This window comes from Nocardioides sp. Z50_6 (assembly GCF_058215755.1).
The window spans coordinates 25,890-42,559 of sequence record NZ_JBZAJB010000009.1 but is presented as its reverse complement, the minus strand read 5'-3'; the positions used below and the strand labels follow the sequence as shown (position 1 = coordinate 42,559).

Sequence of the window (16,670 nt, the reverse complement as noted above, 5' to 3'; positions counted from 1 at the left end):
GGTCGAGCCGCCGCGGCAGCCGCAGCAGATCAGGCAGGACCCGAACCCCAGGTACCAGGGTTCGGGTCCTGCTTTTTGCGTACCCGGATCGGGCCGACCTGTCGACGCCGGTGAGCGCCCCGACCGGCGCCCTGGTCGTGGGCCGACGACACCACTGCCTCGACCTGAGCACCGGCGAGTCCATCGCTCCGCGATCCCGATCCCGCCTGGGCCCACCTGTGGTGGCACAGTCAAAGAGCCCCCCGGCCGATGGCCGGGGGGCTCTTTGACTGTCACACGTGTCTCGACGGGGTGTCACCCGTGTCGCGGACTCTCTCACACCTCGTCGGGTCAGTCCTTGGCGTTGTCGAACATCGACGCGAACATGTTCGACAGCTCTTCGTACTTCTCGTCCACCAGGGCTTCGTCGGTGGGCCTGCGGTCCTCCGGGGTCTCCCACCAGTCAGCGTCGACCACCGGGGTGTCGAACCCCTCGCGGCGGGCCGCGAAGGCGTAGGACTCCTGAACAGCCGCCTGCCCCGCCTCGGAGAAGAGCCAGTTGATGTAGAGCTTGCCCGCGGCCGCGTTGGGGGCGTCCTCCACCAGGCCGGCGGCGAACGTGTAGAACGGCGCGTACTCTCCGGTGACGCACTCCATGGGAGCACCGTCGCGGTACGCTTTGGCACCGAACAGCGTGAGGCTGTTGAACACCACGTCGTACTCCCCCGCCATCATCTGCGGACCCGCGATGCCTGCCCCGGTGTAGACGGTCGGGTCGATGGCCGCCAGGCGCTCGAGCCACTTCTTGCCCAGCTCAGGATCCTGGTAGACCCAGTGCGTCAACCCGAACCGATAACCGAATCCGTCCGGATTGACGATCGCCGCCCTGCCCTTCCACCTGGGATCCGTCCACCCTTCGTAGGACTTGAGAAGCTCGATCTCCTCCTCGGTCACGTTCGCAGGGTTGTAGCAGGCCGCGTTGTACAGGTTGGAGTACGAGTAGGCCACGTCCTCGAGGTAGGTCCCCTCGTCCCGAGGGAACTTGTCGAGATCCTCGGGCGAGAACTTGGCCATGAATCCCTCCTTGTCCACTCGCTCGAAGGCCGACATGGAGGGCATCACCAGGACGTCGGCGTTGTCGAGGCCGGATCGCTTCTCGGTCACCAGTCGTTCGATCACCTCTTCCCCGATCCCGGAGACGTAGCTGATCTCGATGTCGGGGAAGGTCTCCTGGAAGATCTGGATACTCCGGTCCGTGGCCTCGTTGTCAGAGGTGCCGAGGAAGACACTGAGCTCCCCGCCGTTGGAGACCGCCTCCTCGTAGAGCGCCTTCTGGGCCTCGGACACCTCTCCGAGGCCCTCCCCACCATCGTCACCGCCGCAACTCGTCATGCCGAGCGCGATGGTGGCCGCCACCGCGAGTGCCACCATCGGTCGTACACGCGCACGAACGTTCATGAGCTTCTCCTCGAATCCCGTCAGGCCATGCGCCTGCATCGGTTGGAAATGTCAGATTATTAACAGACATGACCGTTGTCAATGTAAATCTGCTGCTAAGACGCTGCTACTAGAAGACGATGACGCCCTTGCCCGCACGCTGGAGATCGAACTCCTCGTAGGCGTCCACCACTTGGTCGAGGCTCCAGCTGTGACTGAACAGGTCGTCGACAGGCAGGTCGTGGCGGACGATGAAGTCGGCGCAGTCACGCTGGCCGATGAGCGACATGGACCAGGACGTCATGACGGTCAGCTGACGCCGCAGGTACGGATGCACGCCGAGCCGGACCTCCGCGCCGACGCCGACGAAGCAGCCCCGCCCCCATCGGGCCAGCGAGTCCAGCACGTTGGTCGCCGCCTCGGTCTTGCCCGAGGTCTCCATCCCGAGGGGGACGCCATCACCGTCCACCAGCTCCCGAATGGCAGACGGCACGTCCTGACCCCTGGGGTCGAGGGTGGCGAATGCCCCGAAACGGGTGGCCTGCTCGAGCCGGGCGGGCTCAGGATCGACCGCGATAACCCGGGCCCCACGCGCGGTCGCGAGCATCGTCGCGGAGAGTCCCACGGGCCCCTGACCGAAGATGGCGATCGTGGCGCCCCCGACATCACCGAGGCGCTCCAGCGCTCCCCAGGCCGTCCCCGTGCCGCACGCGATGGCAGCACCCGCCTTGAAGCTGAGCGCGTCGTGCAGGGGCACGAGCGTGGAAGCCGGAACCTTGAGATAGGGCGCGTGTCCACCATGCGCGTTGCTTCCCATCACCTGGACCACCTGCTCCAAGCACATCTGGGTCCAGCCCGTGCGGCAGTGGTTGCACCGCCCGCAGCCCACGTAGTGGTGGATCATGACGCGGTCGCCGACGGTCGCGACCTCAGGCGGGACGCCGGGACCCACCTCGTGGACCACACCCGCCGGCTCGTGACCCGCGACGAAGCCGGCGGCGGCGCTGGCGGAGCGGTAGTAGTTGAGGTCACTCCCACACAGACCGGAGGCTCGGATCGCTACGACGACCTCGCCGGCTCCCGGCCGCGGATCCGCGAACTCGCGCAGCTCGACCTTGCGGTCCCCCAGATAGACGGCTCCCAGCATGCGTTCTCCTCACTCGAACTCGGTTCAACCCCGTGGGTCGTCAAGGGACCTCGCGGTGGCCAGCGTCGAGTCGACGCCAGTTGACAGATTGTCACACAAATACAATACTGGCAATTGTCAGAGTTTAAGACGGGTGCGAGCGATCTGCACCGCGCCGAAGAGGAGTCGAAGAGTGATCAATCGAGTGGGTTTCATCGGCGTAGGAGCCATGGGCTCGGCCATCGCGGGACGACTGGTGGGGTCGACCGACCTCTTCGTCAACGACCTCAATCCTCGCGCCGCTGACGAGCTGGTGGCAGCCGGCGCCACCTACGCCTCCCTCGAGGAGATCGCCGACAGCTGCTCGGTGGTCTTTCTCTCCCTGCCCACGCCGGCGAACGTGCTCGACCTGCTCTTCGGTCCGAGCGCCCTGGCCGAGAAGCTCGCCCCGGGGACGATGATCATCGACACCACCTCGAGCACTCCGGCGGTCGACGGGGACATCACCAGCCGTCTCGCCGACAGGCAGATCCGCTTCGTCGACTCCCCCATCGCCGGCGGCGTCCGACGTGCCCGCACGGGCGATGCGACGCTCATGGTGGGAGCGACAAAGGAGGACTTCGCCGCCGTGGAGCAGCTGTTGCTCACCGTGACGTCCAACGTCTACCACGTGGGCGACGTGGGCGCAGGCCACGCCATGAAGCTCGTGAACAACCTGATTAATGCCTGCCACCGCTTCGCCGCGCTCCAGTGTGTGCAGCTCGCCGTGGAAGCCGGAATCGACGAGTCGATGGCCATCGAGGTGCTGAACAAGAGCACGGGTCGCAGCTACGTCACCGAGTACACCTATCCCGAGCTGATGCACAAGAACCAGCTGCAGGGATTCACCATCGAGCTGATGCGCAAGGACGTACGGCTGGCCAACGAGCTGGCACGCAGCCTTGACCACGACACGGGCATCGGGCAGCTCGTCGAGACCTACATGGATCAAGCCGTCGACCGGCTCGGCTCTGACGCTGACCAGACCGAGATGATGCTGGCGTGGCACCAGGACCGCGCCTGATCGTCGCAGACCACCGCGGAACCTGATCCAGCAGGCCGAGGAGCCGGGCCGGCGCCGACAGGCACACGAAGGCCTCCGCCTGTGGAGCGAACTGGAGACAGCTCGCTCCGCAGGCGGAGGCCTTCGTGTGCCTGTCAGACAGGCTTACCGATGCTCCGCGGTACGACCTCCGCGGACCTCACGCCCAGGACGGGTCCCCGTCGATCGCCGAGGCTGCCGCGTTCGACAGACCGAAGGACTTGAGCTCGACGTACGCGTCCAAGCCCTCGGGGCCGTTCTCGCGACCGATCCCGCTGGCACCGACGCCGCCGGCGGGCGCGATGTAGCCAGCGGCGTTTCCGTCGATCTCGACCGTGCCGGTCCGAATCCGGCGGGCCACCGCCAGGGCATGCCTCTCGTCCGACGAGAAGACGGCACCGTTGAGGCCGTACTCCGTGGCGTTGGCCAGCGCGACTGCCTCGTCCTCATCGCGGTAGGTCAGGACTGAGAGCACAGGCCCGAAGATCTCCTCCCGGGCGATCCGCATGTCCGGCGTCACATCCGTGAACACCGTGGGCCGCACGAACCAGCCGCGGTCGAGACCGGAGGGGAGGTCGCGGCCCGTCACCAGGGTGGCTCCCTGTTCCTCCCCGGAGGCGATGTAACCCTCGACCACGCTTCTCTGCCTGGCAGTCACCATCGGACCGATGTGCGTGTCCGGGTCGCTCGGGTCCCCCACCTTCATCGACTCGACCATCGCGACCAGCCGATCGACGAGGCCCGCCTTGTTCTTCTCCGAGACCAGGATCCGGGTCTTGAGGCTGCACACCTGTCCGCTGTTCCGCAACGAGCCGAACCGCAGTGACTCGACGGTCCTGTCGAGGTCTGCGTCGTCCAGCACGATCGCCGCGGACTTGCCGCCCAGCTCCAGGGTGACGCGACGAAGGTCGTGACCACAGAGGCTGGCAATACGCCGCCCCACACTGGTCGAGCCGGTGAACGTCACCTTGTCGACACCCGGGTGGGTCACCAGGTGCTCGCTGGCCTCCCGATCGGCTGTGATGACGTTGACCACTCCCGGGGGGAGTCCGGCCTCCGACAGCAGCTCCGCAAGGAGGAAAGCGTCGAGTGGTGTCTCAGGAGAGGGCTTGAGCACGACAGTGCACCCGGCCAGGATGGACGGCGCGATCTTGAGGATGTTGATCGTCATCGGCACGTTCCACGGGGAGATGGCCGCGACGACGCCGACCGGTTCACGCAGCACCAGCGCGTTGGTCTCCTCGGAACGCCGCAAGGACCGGAACGGATAGTCAGGTGCGACTGCGATGTAACCCCCGAGCGCCTTCACCGCACTGCCTGCCTGGATGGTCCGCGACTGGGTGATCGGACACCCCATCTCGGTGGTGATCAGCTGCGCCACGTCCTCGCGCGACGCGTCGAGCAGCTCGTGGAGCCGGCGCAGGATCGTCAGCCGGTCCTCCAGGGTCGTGTGGCGCCAACCGCTGTGGTCGAAGGCCTCACGCGCCGCCGCGACGGCCCGGTCCACGTCGGCAGTCGTGGCGGACGGCACCCGAGCCAGGACCTCCTCGGTGACGGGAGAGATCACCTCGAGCGTGTTCCGTCCGGTCGACGGCACCCAGTCGCCACCGATGAAGAGCCTGTTGCCATCTACTTCGCGAGTCATGTGCGAGTTCCTGTCTGATCGGTATTCGCCTGCGCCGGACGCGAGGACCAGCAGCGGACCCCGGATCCGCCGTCGGAGGGGCCGTGCGTCAGGCCCGTGGATTGAACGGGTCCTTGATGACGCTGCCGGTGTCCACCCACGCGGTCTTGACCTCCGTGTAGTGCTGGATGGCGTCAGCACCGTTCTCGCGCCCCACGCCGCTCTCCTTGAAGCCTCCGAACGGAGCGACATAGTTGAGCTTGCGGTAGTTGTTGATCCACACGGTCCCGGCCCGAAGTCGACGGATCATCCGGTGAGCAAGGCCGACATCCCGGGTCCACACGCCCGCAGCGAGGCCGTAGTCGGTGTCGTTCGCGATCCTCACCGCGTCGTCCTCGTCCTCGAAACGGATGAGCACCACGACCGGCCCGAACACCTCTTCACGGGCGATGCGCATGTCGTTGGTGACGTCGGTGAACACCGTGGGCTCGATGAACAGGCCCTTCGCGAGGGCAGGCGCGTCCGGGTGCTTGCCCCCGTGAGCCAGATGGGCACCCTCGGCCTGGGCGATCCCGATGTAGTCGAGCACCTTGTCGTACTGGCCCTGGAAGGCAACGGTCCCCATCTCGGTGGTGGGGTCCATCGGGTCGCCCAGCTTGATCTCGCTGGTGCGCTCGACGAGGGCTTCGCTGACCTCGTCGTAGACATCGGTGTGGACCAGGACCCGGGATCCTGCCAAGCAGGTCTGCCCCGTCGCCGCGAAGACACCCGCGAGCACCCCGTTGACCGCGTTCGGCAGATCCGCATCGGGGAAGATGATGTTCGGCGACTTGCCGCCGAGCTCCATCGTCACGCGCGCCATGCGCTCGGCAGCCTTGGCCGCGATCTGCTTGCCCGTCGCGCTGGATCCGGTGAAGGAGATCTTGTCCACCCCGCGGTGTGCGACGAGCGCCGCACCGATGTCACCGGCGCCGGTGACGACGTTGACCACCCCGTCGGGGAATCCGGCCGCCTGGATGAGGCGCGCCAGCACGAGCGTCGAGACCGGAGTGACCTCCGAGGGCTTGATCACCACGGTGCAGCCCGCGGCCAGCGCCGGGCACAGCTTGGACATGAGGAGGGCGAGCGGACTGTTCCACGGCGTGATCGCGGCGACGACGCCGACGGGCTCGCGCACCGTGAACGCCTGCATGTGAGGAACGCTCGTGGCCAGCGTGACGCCCGTCGGGGATTCCGCGATGCCGGCGAAGTAGTAGCACTGGCTCGCCAGTGCCTTTGCCTGAGAGCTCAGCTCACGCATGAGCTTGCCGTTCTCTCGGACCTGGACCATGGCGAGCTCTTCGGCGTTGTCACTGATCAGGTCGCCGAGCGCTCGCAAGAGGCTTGCCCGTTGAGCAGGTGTCGAACGGGACCAGGGCCCGTCCTCGAAGGCGACCCGCGCGGCCAGGACGGCGGCGTCCACGTCCTCGACCGTGGCCGAGGGCACCTCCGCCCAGACCTCGCCGTTGAACGGGTTGCTCGAGGAGAACGTGGCAGCATCCGAGCTCGCCCGCCACTCCCCGCCGATCATCATCGAGTACGACTCGACTGACATGTGGATTCCTCTGTTCGAAAGATGGTTGCTGAACATGACATGGAGGGATGGCTCGTCGCCTGGGCCATCCGGGTGGCGTCGCGCCAGGACGGCTCAATCCACCTCGGCGAGCGCTACTGCCGGGGCCGAGTCGTCTGCGGATGCGGTCTCCTCAAGGCACTCCTCGTCGACCTCATCGCGAACCGGCCAGACATCGGCGGCATCGAAGACGATCTCGACTCCGCCCCCGATCTGCATCCGATCGAACTCCGAGGGCATCACCTGGGCTCGGATCGGGGTCCCGTCCAGGTCCAGGAACACGTCGCACAGGTTCCCGGTGTAGACCACGTCCACCACCGACGCCGGCAGTGCCCCGGACCCCGGGCCCGTACCGGTCGCCGTCCCCCGCGGCAGGACCCGGATCGACTCCGGCCGCACCGAGAGCATCACCCGGTCACCGGGCCTCATGCCAGGACGGATCCGCCCCACCACGGGTGGCTGTCGCGCCCCCACCAGCTCGAAGGAACCGAGGCCGTCTCCGGCATCGACCGATTCGATGCGCGCCGGCAGCAGATTGCTGAAGCCGAGGAACTTCGCCGCGAACACCGTCTCCGGCGTCTCGTACAGCTCCTTGGCCGTGCCCTGCTGGACGATCTCTCCGTGGTTCATCAGGACGATGCGATCCGAGATCACCATCGCCTCGGCCTGGTCATGGGTCACGTACACCGCGGTCGTGCCGACACTCTTCTGGATCCGACGGAGCTCGAACCTCATCGTCTCGCGAAGCTTCGCATCCAGGTTGCTCAGAGGCTCGTCGAAGAGCAGCACCGCCGGCGCAGCCGCGATGCTCCGGGCCACCGCCACACGCTGCATCTGACCGCCACTGAGCTGCGACGGCAACCGCCCCTCGAGACCTTCCAGCCCGACCACGTCCAGGACCTCGGTGACCCGCTTGGCGATGTCCTGCTTGTTCCAGCCGTTCAGCTTCAGCCCGTACGCGATGTTCTTGAACACCGTCATGTGGGGCCACAAGGCATAGGACTGGAAGATCAACCCCACATGCCGCCGCTCCGGGGGCATCGTGTACTTGTCCTTCGACAGCACCTTCCCGTTCACCGAGATGGTGCCGCCCTGAATGTCCTCCAGGCCCGCGATGGACCGCAGCAGACTGGTCTTCCCACAACCACTGGGACCGAGCAGTGAGACGAACTCACCTTCAGCCACGTCCAGGGATATCCCCCTCAGCGCCAGGAAGTCCCCGTACTCCTTCTTGACGTTCTCGATCTGGATGTACGACATCAATTCACCCTTCTCAGGTCTCTTTCGCGGGACTACTTGCGCTGGAACAGGTTGACTCGAAGGACGAGCGCGGCGATGACGACGACGCCGAGGATGATGCTCGACTCGACGATGGCGAGGATCGCGGCCTTCTGGTACGAGCCGCCGTTCATCTCGCTCCACATGAGGACCGGGAGGACGACCGACTTGCTCGTGTAGACCATGATCGCGACGTTGAGCTCGCGGGTGGCGTAGATGAGCAGCAGCAGCCAGCTCGACAGGGCAGCCGGCTTGAGCAGCGGAAGGGTGATGGTGGCGATGGTCCGCGGGACTCCCGCGCCCGCCACCCGGGCCGCTTCCTCGAGCCCACGGTCGATCTGCATCATGCCCGAGGAGATCACTCGAAGAGCGTGAGGCAGGAACCTCGCACAGTAGGCGATCATCAAGAGCCAGATCGTCCCGTACACCGGGGTGCCGACATATGCCCACAGGACCCCCACGCCGAACACGATCCCCGGGATCGCGATGGGCAGCATCCCCACCGTCTCGACGGTCTCCCGGAAGGGAGCCCTTGTCCGGTTCCGGACGAACGCCATGGCGAAGGCGATGGCGACCGCGACGGTCGGGGTCAGTGATCCGACGAGCACGGTGTTGCGCACGGCAGTCTTGAACTGCGACGAGTCGAGTGCCCGCGTCCAGTTGTCCAGCGTGAGCAGGTCCATGGTCACTTCGGGTGTGAAGTAGCGCATGAAGGTGGTGAGCAGCAGTGCTGCGGCCGGCAGGATCACGCCCAGCAGGACGTAGATGGCAGGAATGAGGAAGGCGACCCAGCGCCAACGTCCGAGCTTCAGTGTGACCGGTCGAGCGCCCTTGCCGCTGATCGTGACGAAGCGGGCGCTGGCCTTGGTCGCGCGGGACTGCAGGATCATCCCGAGCATCATGATGAGCAGCAGCGCGAGCCCCGCTGTGGCGGCGCCTCCCCAGTTCGCCGGCGACGACGTCGTGTTCTGGTAGATGAAGAAGGGCAACGTCCGGTAACCCGCCGCAGTGCCGATCAGGCCCGGGATGGAGAACATCTCCGCCGCCAGCACGAAGACCATGAGGGCCGCAGACATGATCCCGGGCACGACCACCGGGAGGGTGACCTTGAACATGGTCCGAAAGACGGAGGCGCCGGCCACCCGGGAGGCCTCTTCGAGACTGCCGTCCATGTTCAGCATCGGACCCAAGGTGAACAGGTAGGCCAGGGGCGCGAAGGAGAGCGTCATGACGAAGACAAGGCCGGGGAACGTCATGATGTTGAGGAATCCCGCGGAGTCTCCGAACAGGTTCCTCAGCACTCCGTTGATCAGGCCCGACTTCTCGGAGCCGAGCAGCACCCAGGCGATACCGCCCGCGAAGGGGGACAGGAAGATCGGCAGGGACACGAGTACCGAGAGGCTCCGGCGAAAGGGAACATCGGTGCGGCCCAGGATCCAGGCGAACGTGACCCCGAGTGAGACAGCGAAGAAGCTCACGAGAACACCGAGCCACAGAGAGTTGCGGAGCGCCTCCCAGTAGGCAGGCTTGTTCGCCACGTCCCGCAGGTTCTGGAGAGTGAACTCCGTGGTGGGCGAACCCGGCGATCCCGACTGCAGCGCGGCATAGACCAGGTAGCCCAACGGCAACGCCACCAGCGCCACCATCACGGCGTAGATCGGCAGCGCGACGGTCAGGTCGGATCGGCTCCTCACCCGCTCCACGAAGCCTGTAGTTGTGTCAGTCATGGTCGTCACCGTCCTTCGGTGCTTGGGTCGGGGAGTCGCGGGACCGTGGACCGCGATTCGTCGTTGCGGAGCACGTCCATCACTCCGTGGCGCCGTCGAAGAGCTTCGTGAAGGTCGCCGAAAGGTCGTCATGGTTCTCGTTCACGACGGCTTCGTCCGTGGGGCGGGTGTCCTCGGGGATGTCCCACCAGTCCGCGTCCACCACGGGGGTGTCAAGGCCCTCACGTCGTGCGGCGTAGGCGTAGCTGTCCTGGATGGCCAGCTGGCCTGCCTCGGAGAACAACCAGTTGATGTAGAGCTTGCCGGCTGCCGCGTTGGGTGCATCGCTCACGAGTGCCGCACCGAACGTGTAGTAGGGGGCGTACTCACCGGACTTGCACTCCAAGGGCGCTCCTTCGCGGTGCGCCCGAGCTCCCTGCACCGAGAGCCCGTTGAACAGGACGTCGTACTCACCGGCGATCACCTGAGGTGCGGCGATGTTGGCGCTGGAGTAGACAGTGGGGTCCAGGGCCGCGAGGCCCCCGAGCCAGTCCTTGCCGAGGTCCGGGTCCTCGTAGGCCCAGTGCGTGAGGCCGAACCTGTAGCCGAACCCGTCCGGGTTGACGATCGCGGCTCTGCCCTTCCACACGGGGTCGGTCCACCCCTCGTAGCTGTCGAGCAGCTCCTGCTCCTCAGCGGAGACATTCGCCGGGTTGTAGCAGACCATGTTGTAGAGGTTCCCGAAGGCGTGTGAGATGCCTTCGAGCGAGACCGCGGGATCCTGCTCGTAGAGCTCGAGGTCCTCAGGCGTGAACTCCGCGAGATAGCCCTCGTCATTGATGTGCTTGTAGGCCGAGATCCCAGGGAGAAGCAGGACGTCGGCGTTGTCGAGGCCGGCGCGCTTCTCCTGGAGGAGCCGCTCGACGACCTCTTCGCCGATGCCGGACACGTACTCGACGGACACGTCGGGGAAGGTGTCGTTGAAGAGCTCGACCATGCGGTCGGTCTCCTCATTGCCTGAGGTTCCGAGGAAGAGACTCACCTCTCCCCCGTCCTCGACCGCCTGCTCGTAGAGGGCCTGCTGTGCCTCGGAGATCTCCGCGGCCTCACCTCCCGAATCAGAGCCGCCGCAACCGGCGAGCACGAGGCCCAGCGTCATCACTGCAGCCAAGGACCCAGCTCTCGCACGCGTCTTCCCCACTCGGGCTCGTGCACTGGTCATCGCAACCATCTCCTTAGACTGGGGCACAGGTAGTGATCGCCCTCACAGCGGAACTTATAGACATCTGACTGACAGGTCAACTGTCTTACGATTAATGATTTGTCTGGTTGCCCGGGGCGCCCAAGGTCGGTCCAGATCGGTCTCGCCGTCCACGCGCCCCTGAGGACGGCGTGAAACTCATCGGATTATTCTTGCCAGTAATCCAAATGTCTGACAGAGTCGGCGTCCGACAGACCCGCCCGATCAAGGACGTGAGACGTGACCATGACCTCTCCCCATTCCTCGGCCTCGCGCCAGACAGCCCTCGTCATCGGCGCCGGCTCCGGCATCGGACGCGCCACCGCCATCCGCCTGGCGGACGACGGACACAAGGTGCTGACCGCCGACATCTCCCCCTCGGCGGTGCGCGCGCTGACCGAGGAGGACGCCAGGCTCGTCGCCCTCGGCTCCCGCGCGTACGACGCCACCGACCCCGACGCTTGCACCGCCCTGATGGACGACGCCGCCGAGGCGTCCGGTCCGCTGGACATCGTGGTCTCCACCGTCGGCTGGACCGCGATCACCCCGTTCCTGGACGAGACGCCCGACTACTGGCGCAAGGTCATCGACGTCAACCTGCTCTCGGCCATCTACCTCTCGGCCGCCGCCGGTCGTGCGATGCGCGGCCGAGGAGGCAGCATCGTGCTGACCTCGTCCGAGGCCGGCAAGGTGGGGACGTCGGGCGAGACCGTCTATGCCGCAGCCAAGGCCGGCGTCATCGGCCTGGTGAAGTCCCTCGCACGCGAGCTGGCGCGTGACGGCATCCGGGTCAACGCCGTGGCTCCGGGCATCACGCAGACGCCCCTGCTCACCGCACAGATGGGTGAGTCCGAGGGAGTCCTGGACAAGATCGTCCGCGGCGTCCCGCTGCGTCGCCTCGGACAACCCGAGGAGATCGCGGCTGCCATCGCCTTCCTCGCCCAGGGCGACGCCAGCTACATCACCGGCCAGACGCTGGCCGTGGGCGGCGGCCTGACCATGGGGTCCTGACCGAGCCACTGTCCCGCCCCTTCTCGACGAAAAGGTATGAAAATCATGGAGCTCTCCAACAAGACCGTCCTCATCACCGGTGCCTCGCGGGGCATGGGCAAGGGACTGGCCGTCAGGCTGGGACGCGAGCGCGCCAACGTCGTCGTCAACTACCGCCGTGACGAGGAGGCCGCCGCGGGCACCGTGGCCGAGGTCCAGGCACTCGGCGGCAAGGCGATCGCCGTGCAGGCCGACGTCGCCGACCCCGATGCGGTCGCGACGCTCGTGACGCGCGCCTGGGAGGAGTTCGGCTCACTCGACGTGATCGTGGCCAACGCTGCCGCCAGCGCGTTCAAGCCCCTGTCCGAGATCCACCCGCGCCACGTGGCGAAGACCATGGGGATCACCGTGGAGGGGTTCCTCGAGCTGGTCCGGCTCTCCACGCCGCACATGAACCGCGGGGGCCGTATTCTCGCGGTTTCGGGCTGGGACAGCTTCCGCGTCCTCCCCGGGCACGGGCTCCTCGGCGCCGCCAAGGCAGCGATGGAAACCCTCGTCAAGTACCTGGCCGTCGAGCTCGGTCCCGCTGGCCTCACCGCTGTCGGCGTCTGCCCCGGCCCCATCGACACGGACTCGTTCCGGTACTACGCCGGCGACAAGTGGGACGACTACGAGAAGAACTGGCTCGGCCAGACCCCCTCGGGCAAGTTCCCCACCCCGGATGAGGTGGCCGAGGTGATGGCCTTCTTCTGCTCCCCCCTCAGCGCGGGCGTCAACGGACAGACCATCGTCGTGGACGGGGGCCTGTCCCTGGCCACCATGCCCCGGTCCTTCGGCTGACCGCCGTGAAGCGCACCTCCTGGAGGAACACGTGAAGCGACAGCAGTCAGCGGCCGGCGCGGTGGACACGGTCGCCCAGCTCATGCGGCAGGTCGAGCGGAGACCGGCGTCGTCCATCGCGGTCGAGAGCGCGGCCGGCGCGGTCAGCATGGAGGTCCTGCGCGCTCAGTCGAGCCGACTGGCCAACGCCTTCCTCGGCCTGGGTCTGCGACCCGGCGACCGCGTCGCCTACGTGGCCCAGAACCACCCCGAGTACGTCGTCCTCGAGTTCGCCCTGCTCAAGGCCGGGCTGACCAAGGTGCCGCTCAACTTCCGCCTCACGCCGACCGAGCTCATGCGGAGTCTCGAGCTCGCCGACGTCAGGCTGGTCGTGGCGGACGCGCAGTCGGCCACCGCCCTGGAGTCCGTGCTGCCCGGCGAGGATGACATCGCCCGTGTGGCGATCGGCGCCGTTCCCGGATGGCGCTCCTTCGAACAGCTCATGTCGTCCGCCTCCGACCAGGACCCGCGAGTCCGGGTGGGCCCCGAGGACATCTACCACATCCGCTTCAGCTCCGGCTCGACAGGAACACCCAAGGGCATCGCGATCTCTCAGCGAGCCGCACGCTCCGCGATCCTCGGCAACACCTGGATCATGTCGACAAGCTCAGCGGCACAGCGACCGCGCACCCTCCAGGTCGCCCCGCTTGTGTACGCCGGAGGGTGGAGCGTGTTCCCCACGCTGCTGCGCGGCGGGACGAACGTGGTGCTGCAGCGCTTCGACGCGGACGAGACGCTGCACGTCCTCAGCACCCTGGGGATCGACTGGATGTTCGCGGTGCCCACCATGCTCCGCAGGATGGCGGCCTCCGACTCCGTCGCCCTGCTCCGCGATGCGCCACTCTCCTGCCTGATGCTGGCCGGCGAGCCAGCGGCGCTCCCGGCGATCGAGGCGGTCAGCGACTACACGGACGCCCTGATCCAGTGCTGGGGTCAGACCGAGGCGCCCGCGTCGACGACGCTCGTCACCCGCGAGGAGATGCGGGACCCCGCTCTCTGGTCCTCCATCGGCACACCCATCCCGGGAGTGGAGTTCTCCCTCCTCCACGAGGGGCAGGTGCTCGACGAGCTCGTCCCCGGGCTGGAGGGCGAGCTCGTGATCCGGTCCAACACCGTCACCTCCGGACTCCTGGGTGCCGAGAACGAGTACCACGACCGGCTCCTGGACGACGGCTGGTGGCGCACCTCGGACCTTGGTCGCTTCGACGAGAACGGGCGTATCGCCATCGTCGGCAGGGCCAGCGAGACGATCATCACCGGCGGCACCAACATCCAGCCGATCGAGATCGAGCGTCTCCTCGAGCAGCGCGACGACGTCCTGGAAGCGGTCGTCGTGGGGGTGCCCGACGAACAGTGGGGCGAGACCCCAGCCGCGCTGGTGTACGCGCCCACGTTGGTCGGCGCCAACGCCTCGCAGCTGACCCCGTGGCTGCGCGAGCACCTGGCTGGCTTCAAGCGCCCCCGCCACCTGTACATCTCCTCGGACCCCATCCCCCGGCTCTCGGGCGAGGCGAAGGTGGCGCGAGGACAGATGAAGAAGATCCTGTCGGAGTGGGTCTGCTCCCCCGACACCGTGCCCGCACATGTGAAGAAGGTGGATCAACGATGACTGACACACTTGCGACCGAGGTCGTGGTCGAGGTGACCGGACCGGTGGGCGTCGTACGCCTCAACCGTCCGGGTCGCGGCAACTCCGTCACCCCCGAGGTCGTCACCGAGATGGGACGGGCCGTCGAGGAGCTCGGAGACACCGACTCGGTGCGCTCCGTCGTGCTGACCGGCACCGGATCGACCTTCTGCGCCGGCGCGGACGTGCAGGAGATGTACGCGGTGCACCAGGCAGACGGCGCGGACGGTCTCGTCGCCTACCTGGGGGACGTGTGGATGCCTGCGGTGCAGGTGGCCGTGCGCGCCCTCTGGGGCGCACCCAAGCCCCTCGTGGCCGCGGTCAATGGAGCGGCCACCGCCGGCGGTCTCGACTTCAGCCTCGCCTGCGACACTCGGGTTGCCGCCCGCTCGGCTCGTTTCGCCGAGAGCTACGTCAACCTAGGCATGGTGCCGGTTGCCGGAGGGGCCTACCTGCTCCCCCGAACGGTCGGGCACTCCGCGGCCTTCGACATGCTCGCCTCCGGCAGGCTCATCGACGCTGAGCGAGCGCTCCACATCGGACTCGTCGACGAGGTGTGCGACGAGGAGGACCTGATCACTCTCGCCACCGCCACGGCGGAGCGACTCGCGCACGGTCCGCACGCCACGGTCGCGCGGCTCAAGACCCTCGCGCGAGGATCGGCTACGACCGAGTTCCACGACGCTCTTCGCCAGAGCCTCCAGGCGAACGTGGACCTGCTCCAGGATCCGGCGGTGCGCGACCGCGTGGTCCAGGTGATGGAGCGGTTCGCGAAGTAGCCACGGACACCCCTGCACGCAAAAGACTCCCGGGCCGTCACGACGAGGGCCCGGGAGTCTTTTGTGTCTGGAGTTGAGCGAGGCGAGCTCAGTCGGGCGGCGCGTCGGAGAAGCGCGACACGTAGTCGAGGTGCTCTTCCATGGCGGCGGCCGCCCCTTCGGCGTCACCGGCCTCCAGCTTGGCCAGGATCGCCATGTGCTGCTTGACCGTCTCGCGGCCCACCTCGGGCGTCACGAACAGGAACTGGGCCGGATGAGTCGTCTCGTGGACCGCGTCGATGAACGACGCGAGCAACCGGTTGCCCGACGCCTGCCCCACCGTGGAGTGGAACTGCAGGTCGTACAGCGGGATGTCCGGGTCGTCGATCGTCGTGTCGCGCTGTTGCGCCACGATCTCGCGAAGCCTTTCCAGCTGCTGCTCGTCGCGGTTCCCGGCCGCCCACTTCGCCGCCGGGACCTCGAGCAGCTTGCGCACCTGGGTGAGCTCCTGCACGTCCAGAGCTCCCAGACGCAGGATCGTGTCCATCGACTCGTGGAGCAGCTGACTCAGTGAGTCCGGGGTCACGCTGTTGACGAAGCTGCCCCCGGCCACGCCGGGGATCTTCCGGATGAGTCCGGCCGAGACCAAGGCGCTCAGCGCCTCGCGGATGGTGGGCCGGCTCACGCCGAACTGCTCCGCCAAAGCGGTCTCGGGGGGGAGCTTGTCGCCTTGTCCGAACTGGCCGGACAAGATGGCTTCCTTCAGCTGGGCCTCCACCTGCGCGCGTGGGCGCAGGACCGCCTGAGCCTTGAAGGTCTCAGACTTCGTGCTGGGGGAATCCGTGGTCATGGTGGCCTCTCGAGTGTCTACTAGCCAGTATGCGTGATCCGATACCCGGCCGTCATACACATGATGACGAATGTCAGACATCGAAACCAGGGTCAGCGACCGCTTTCAGGATCGGGTTAACAGTTGCCGGCGCGGCGCCTGCAACGCCTCCGGAACAAACTCGACCGAGGAGTTGCACAGGTGCTCGATGCGGTCGTCCCGGACTGTGAAGATGAACCGGACAGTCACCGAGCGACCGTCGTCATAGTCCATCTGCGTGAACACCATGAGCCGCGGACCTTCTTGGACCACGTCGCTGACCAGGTCGATCGAGCGACGGGGTCGTGCGTTCATGAACTCCTCGATGGCGGCAGCCCCGACGCGATGCCCACCCCGGTAGTCGTCTATGACGCCGTCCTCGACGAAGAGCGCCCGTACCGCGGCACCGTCGCCTGTCCCCATCGCCGTGAGGTACTCCTCCACGATCTGCTTGTCGGCCATCAT

Annotated in this window: 14 protein-coding genes; 5 read left to right on the top strand and 9 right to left on the bottom strand. The window is 66.8% G+C overall.

Translation table 11 applies throughout. The features are described 5' to 3' along the window. Window positions 1–330 precede the first annotated feature (330 nt). Entirely contained in the window at window positions 331–1,476 is a 1,146-nt protein-coding gene (locus tag AC4BGE_RS17065; RefSeq protein WP_490576055.1) for an extracellular solute-binding protein, read from the bottom strand. A 70-nt stretch (window positions 1,477–1,546) separates the two neighbouring features. Next, on the bottom strand, window positions 1,547–2,563 hold the full coding sequence (locus AC4BGE_RS17060) for a zinc-dependent alcohol dehydrogenase family protein (RefSeq protein WP_490576054.1): 1,017 nt from the start codon (window positions 2,561–2,563) through the stop codon (window positions 1,547–1,549). Window positions 2,564–2,735: 172 nt separating this feature from the next. Here AC4BGE_RS17060 and AC4BGE_RS17055 point away from each other — a divergent pair, with 172 nt between their 5' ends. Further along, entirely contained in the window at window positions 2,736–3,605 is an 870-nt protein-coding gene (locus tag AC4BGE_RS17055; protein WP_490576053.1) for an NAD(P)-dependent oxidoreductase, read from the top strand. Between the two features lie 178 nt (window positions 3,606–3,783). Here AC4BGE_RS17055 and AC4BGE_RS17050 read toward each other — a convergent pair whose 3' ends face one another. The 5 genes from AC4BGE_RS17050 to AC4BGE_RS17030 all read right to left on the bottom strand — a co-directional run bounded on the left by AC4BGE_RS17050 (window position 3,784) and on the right by AC4BGE_RS17030 (window position 11,002). After that, a complete protein-coding gene (locus AC4BGE_RS17050) occupies window positions 3,784–5,268 on the bottom strand; it encodes an aldehyde dehydrogenase (protein WP_490576102.1) in 1,485 nt (494 codons plus the stop codon). Window positions 5,269–5,356: 88 nt separating this feature from the next. Next, window positions 5,357–6,841 (bottom strand): aldehyde dehydrogenase, encoded by a 1,485-nt coding sequence (locus AC4BGE_RS17045; protein ID WP_490576052.1) that lies wholly within the window; start codon window positions 6,839–6,841, stop codon window positions 5,357–5,359. A 93-nt stretch (window positions 6,842–6,934) separates the two neighbouring features. Then, on the bottom strand, window positions 6,935–8,119 hold the full coding sequence (locus AC4BGE_RS17040) for an ABC transporter ATP-binding protein (RefSeq protein WP_490576051.1): 1,185 nt from the start codon (window positions 8,117–8,119) through the stop codon (window positions 6,935–6,937). A gap of 32 nt (window positions 8,120–8,151) precedes the next feature. Further along, the gene (locus AC4BGE_RS17035; RefSeq protein WP_490576050.1) at window positions 8,152–9,864 is read right to left on the bottom strand and encodes an ABC transporter permease; all 1,713 of its coding nucleotides are present in this window, start codon (window positions 9,862–9,864) and stop codon (window positions 8,152–8,154) included. Between the two features lie 79 nt (window positions 9,865–9,943). Further along, window positions 9,944–11,002 (bottom strand): ABC transporter substrate-binding protein, encoded by a 1,059-nt coding sequence (locus AC4BGE_RS17030; protein WP_490576049.1) that lies wholly within the window; start codon window positions 11,000–11,002, stop codon window positions 9,944–9,946. A gap of 327 nt (window positions 11,003–11,329) precedes the next feature. Here AC4BGE_RS17030 and AC4BGE_RS17025 point away from each other — a divergent pair, with 327 nt between their 5' ends. Genes AC4BGE_RS17025 through AC4BGE_RS17010 form a run of 4 tightly spaced genes read left to right on the top strand, consistent with a single transcriptional unit; the run spans window position 11,330 to window position 15,358 of the window. Further along, on the top strand, window positions 11,330–12,094 hold the full coding sequence (locus tag AC4BGE_RS17025; RefSeq protein WP_490576048.1) for an SDR family NAD(P)-dependent oxidoreductase: 765 nt from the start codon (window positions 11,330–11,332) through the stop codon (window positions 12,092–12,094). A 45-nt stretch (window positions 12,095–12,139) separates the two neighbouring features. Beyond that, window positions 12,140–12,913 (top strand): SDR family oxidoreductase, encoded by a 774-nt coding sequence (locus tag AC4BGE_RS17020; RefSeq protein WP_490576047.1) that lies wholly within the window; start codon window positions 12,140–12,142, stop codon window positions 12,911–12,913. A gap of 31 nt (window positions 12,914–12,944) precedes the next feature. Next, entirely contained in the window at window positions 12,945–14,561 is a 1,617-nt protein-coding gene (locus AC4BGE_RS17015) for a class I adenylate-forming enzyme family protein (RefSeq protein ID WP_490576046.1), read from the top strand. After that, window positions 14,558–15,358 (top strand): enoyl-CoA hydratase/isomerase family protein, encoded by an 801-nt coding sequence (locus tag AC4BGE_RS17010; RefSeq protein ID WP_490576045.1) that lies wholly within the window; start codon window positions 14,558–14,560, stop codon window positions 15,356–15,358. Before AC4BGE_RS17015 ends, AC4BGE_RS17010 begins: the two co-directional genes overlap by 4 nt. An 88-nt stretch (window positions 15,359–15,446) precedes the next feature. Here the strand turns inward: AC4BGE_RS17010 and AC4BGE_RS17005 are convergent, their stop codons facing one another. Next, a complete protein-coding gene (locus AC4BGE_RS17005) occupies window positions 15,447–16,268 on the bottom strand; it encodes a FadR/GntR family transcriptional regulator (protein ID WP_490576044.1) in 822 nt (273 codons plus the stop codon). A 24-nt stretch (window positions 16,269–16,292) separates the two neighbouring features. Next, a complete protein-coding gene (locus tag AC4BGE_RS17000; protein WP_490576043.1) occupies window positions 16,293–16,670 on the bottom strand; it encodes a nuclear transport factor 2 family protein in 378 nt (125 codons plus the stop codon).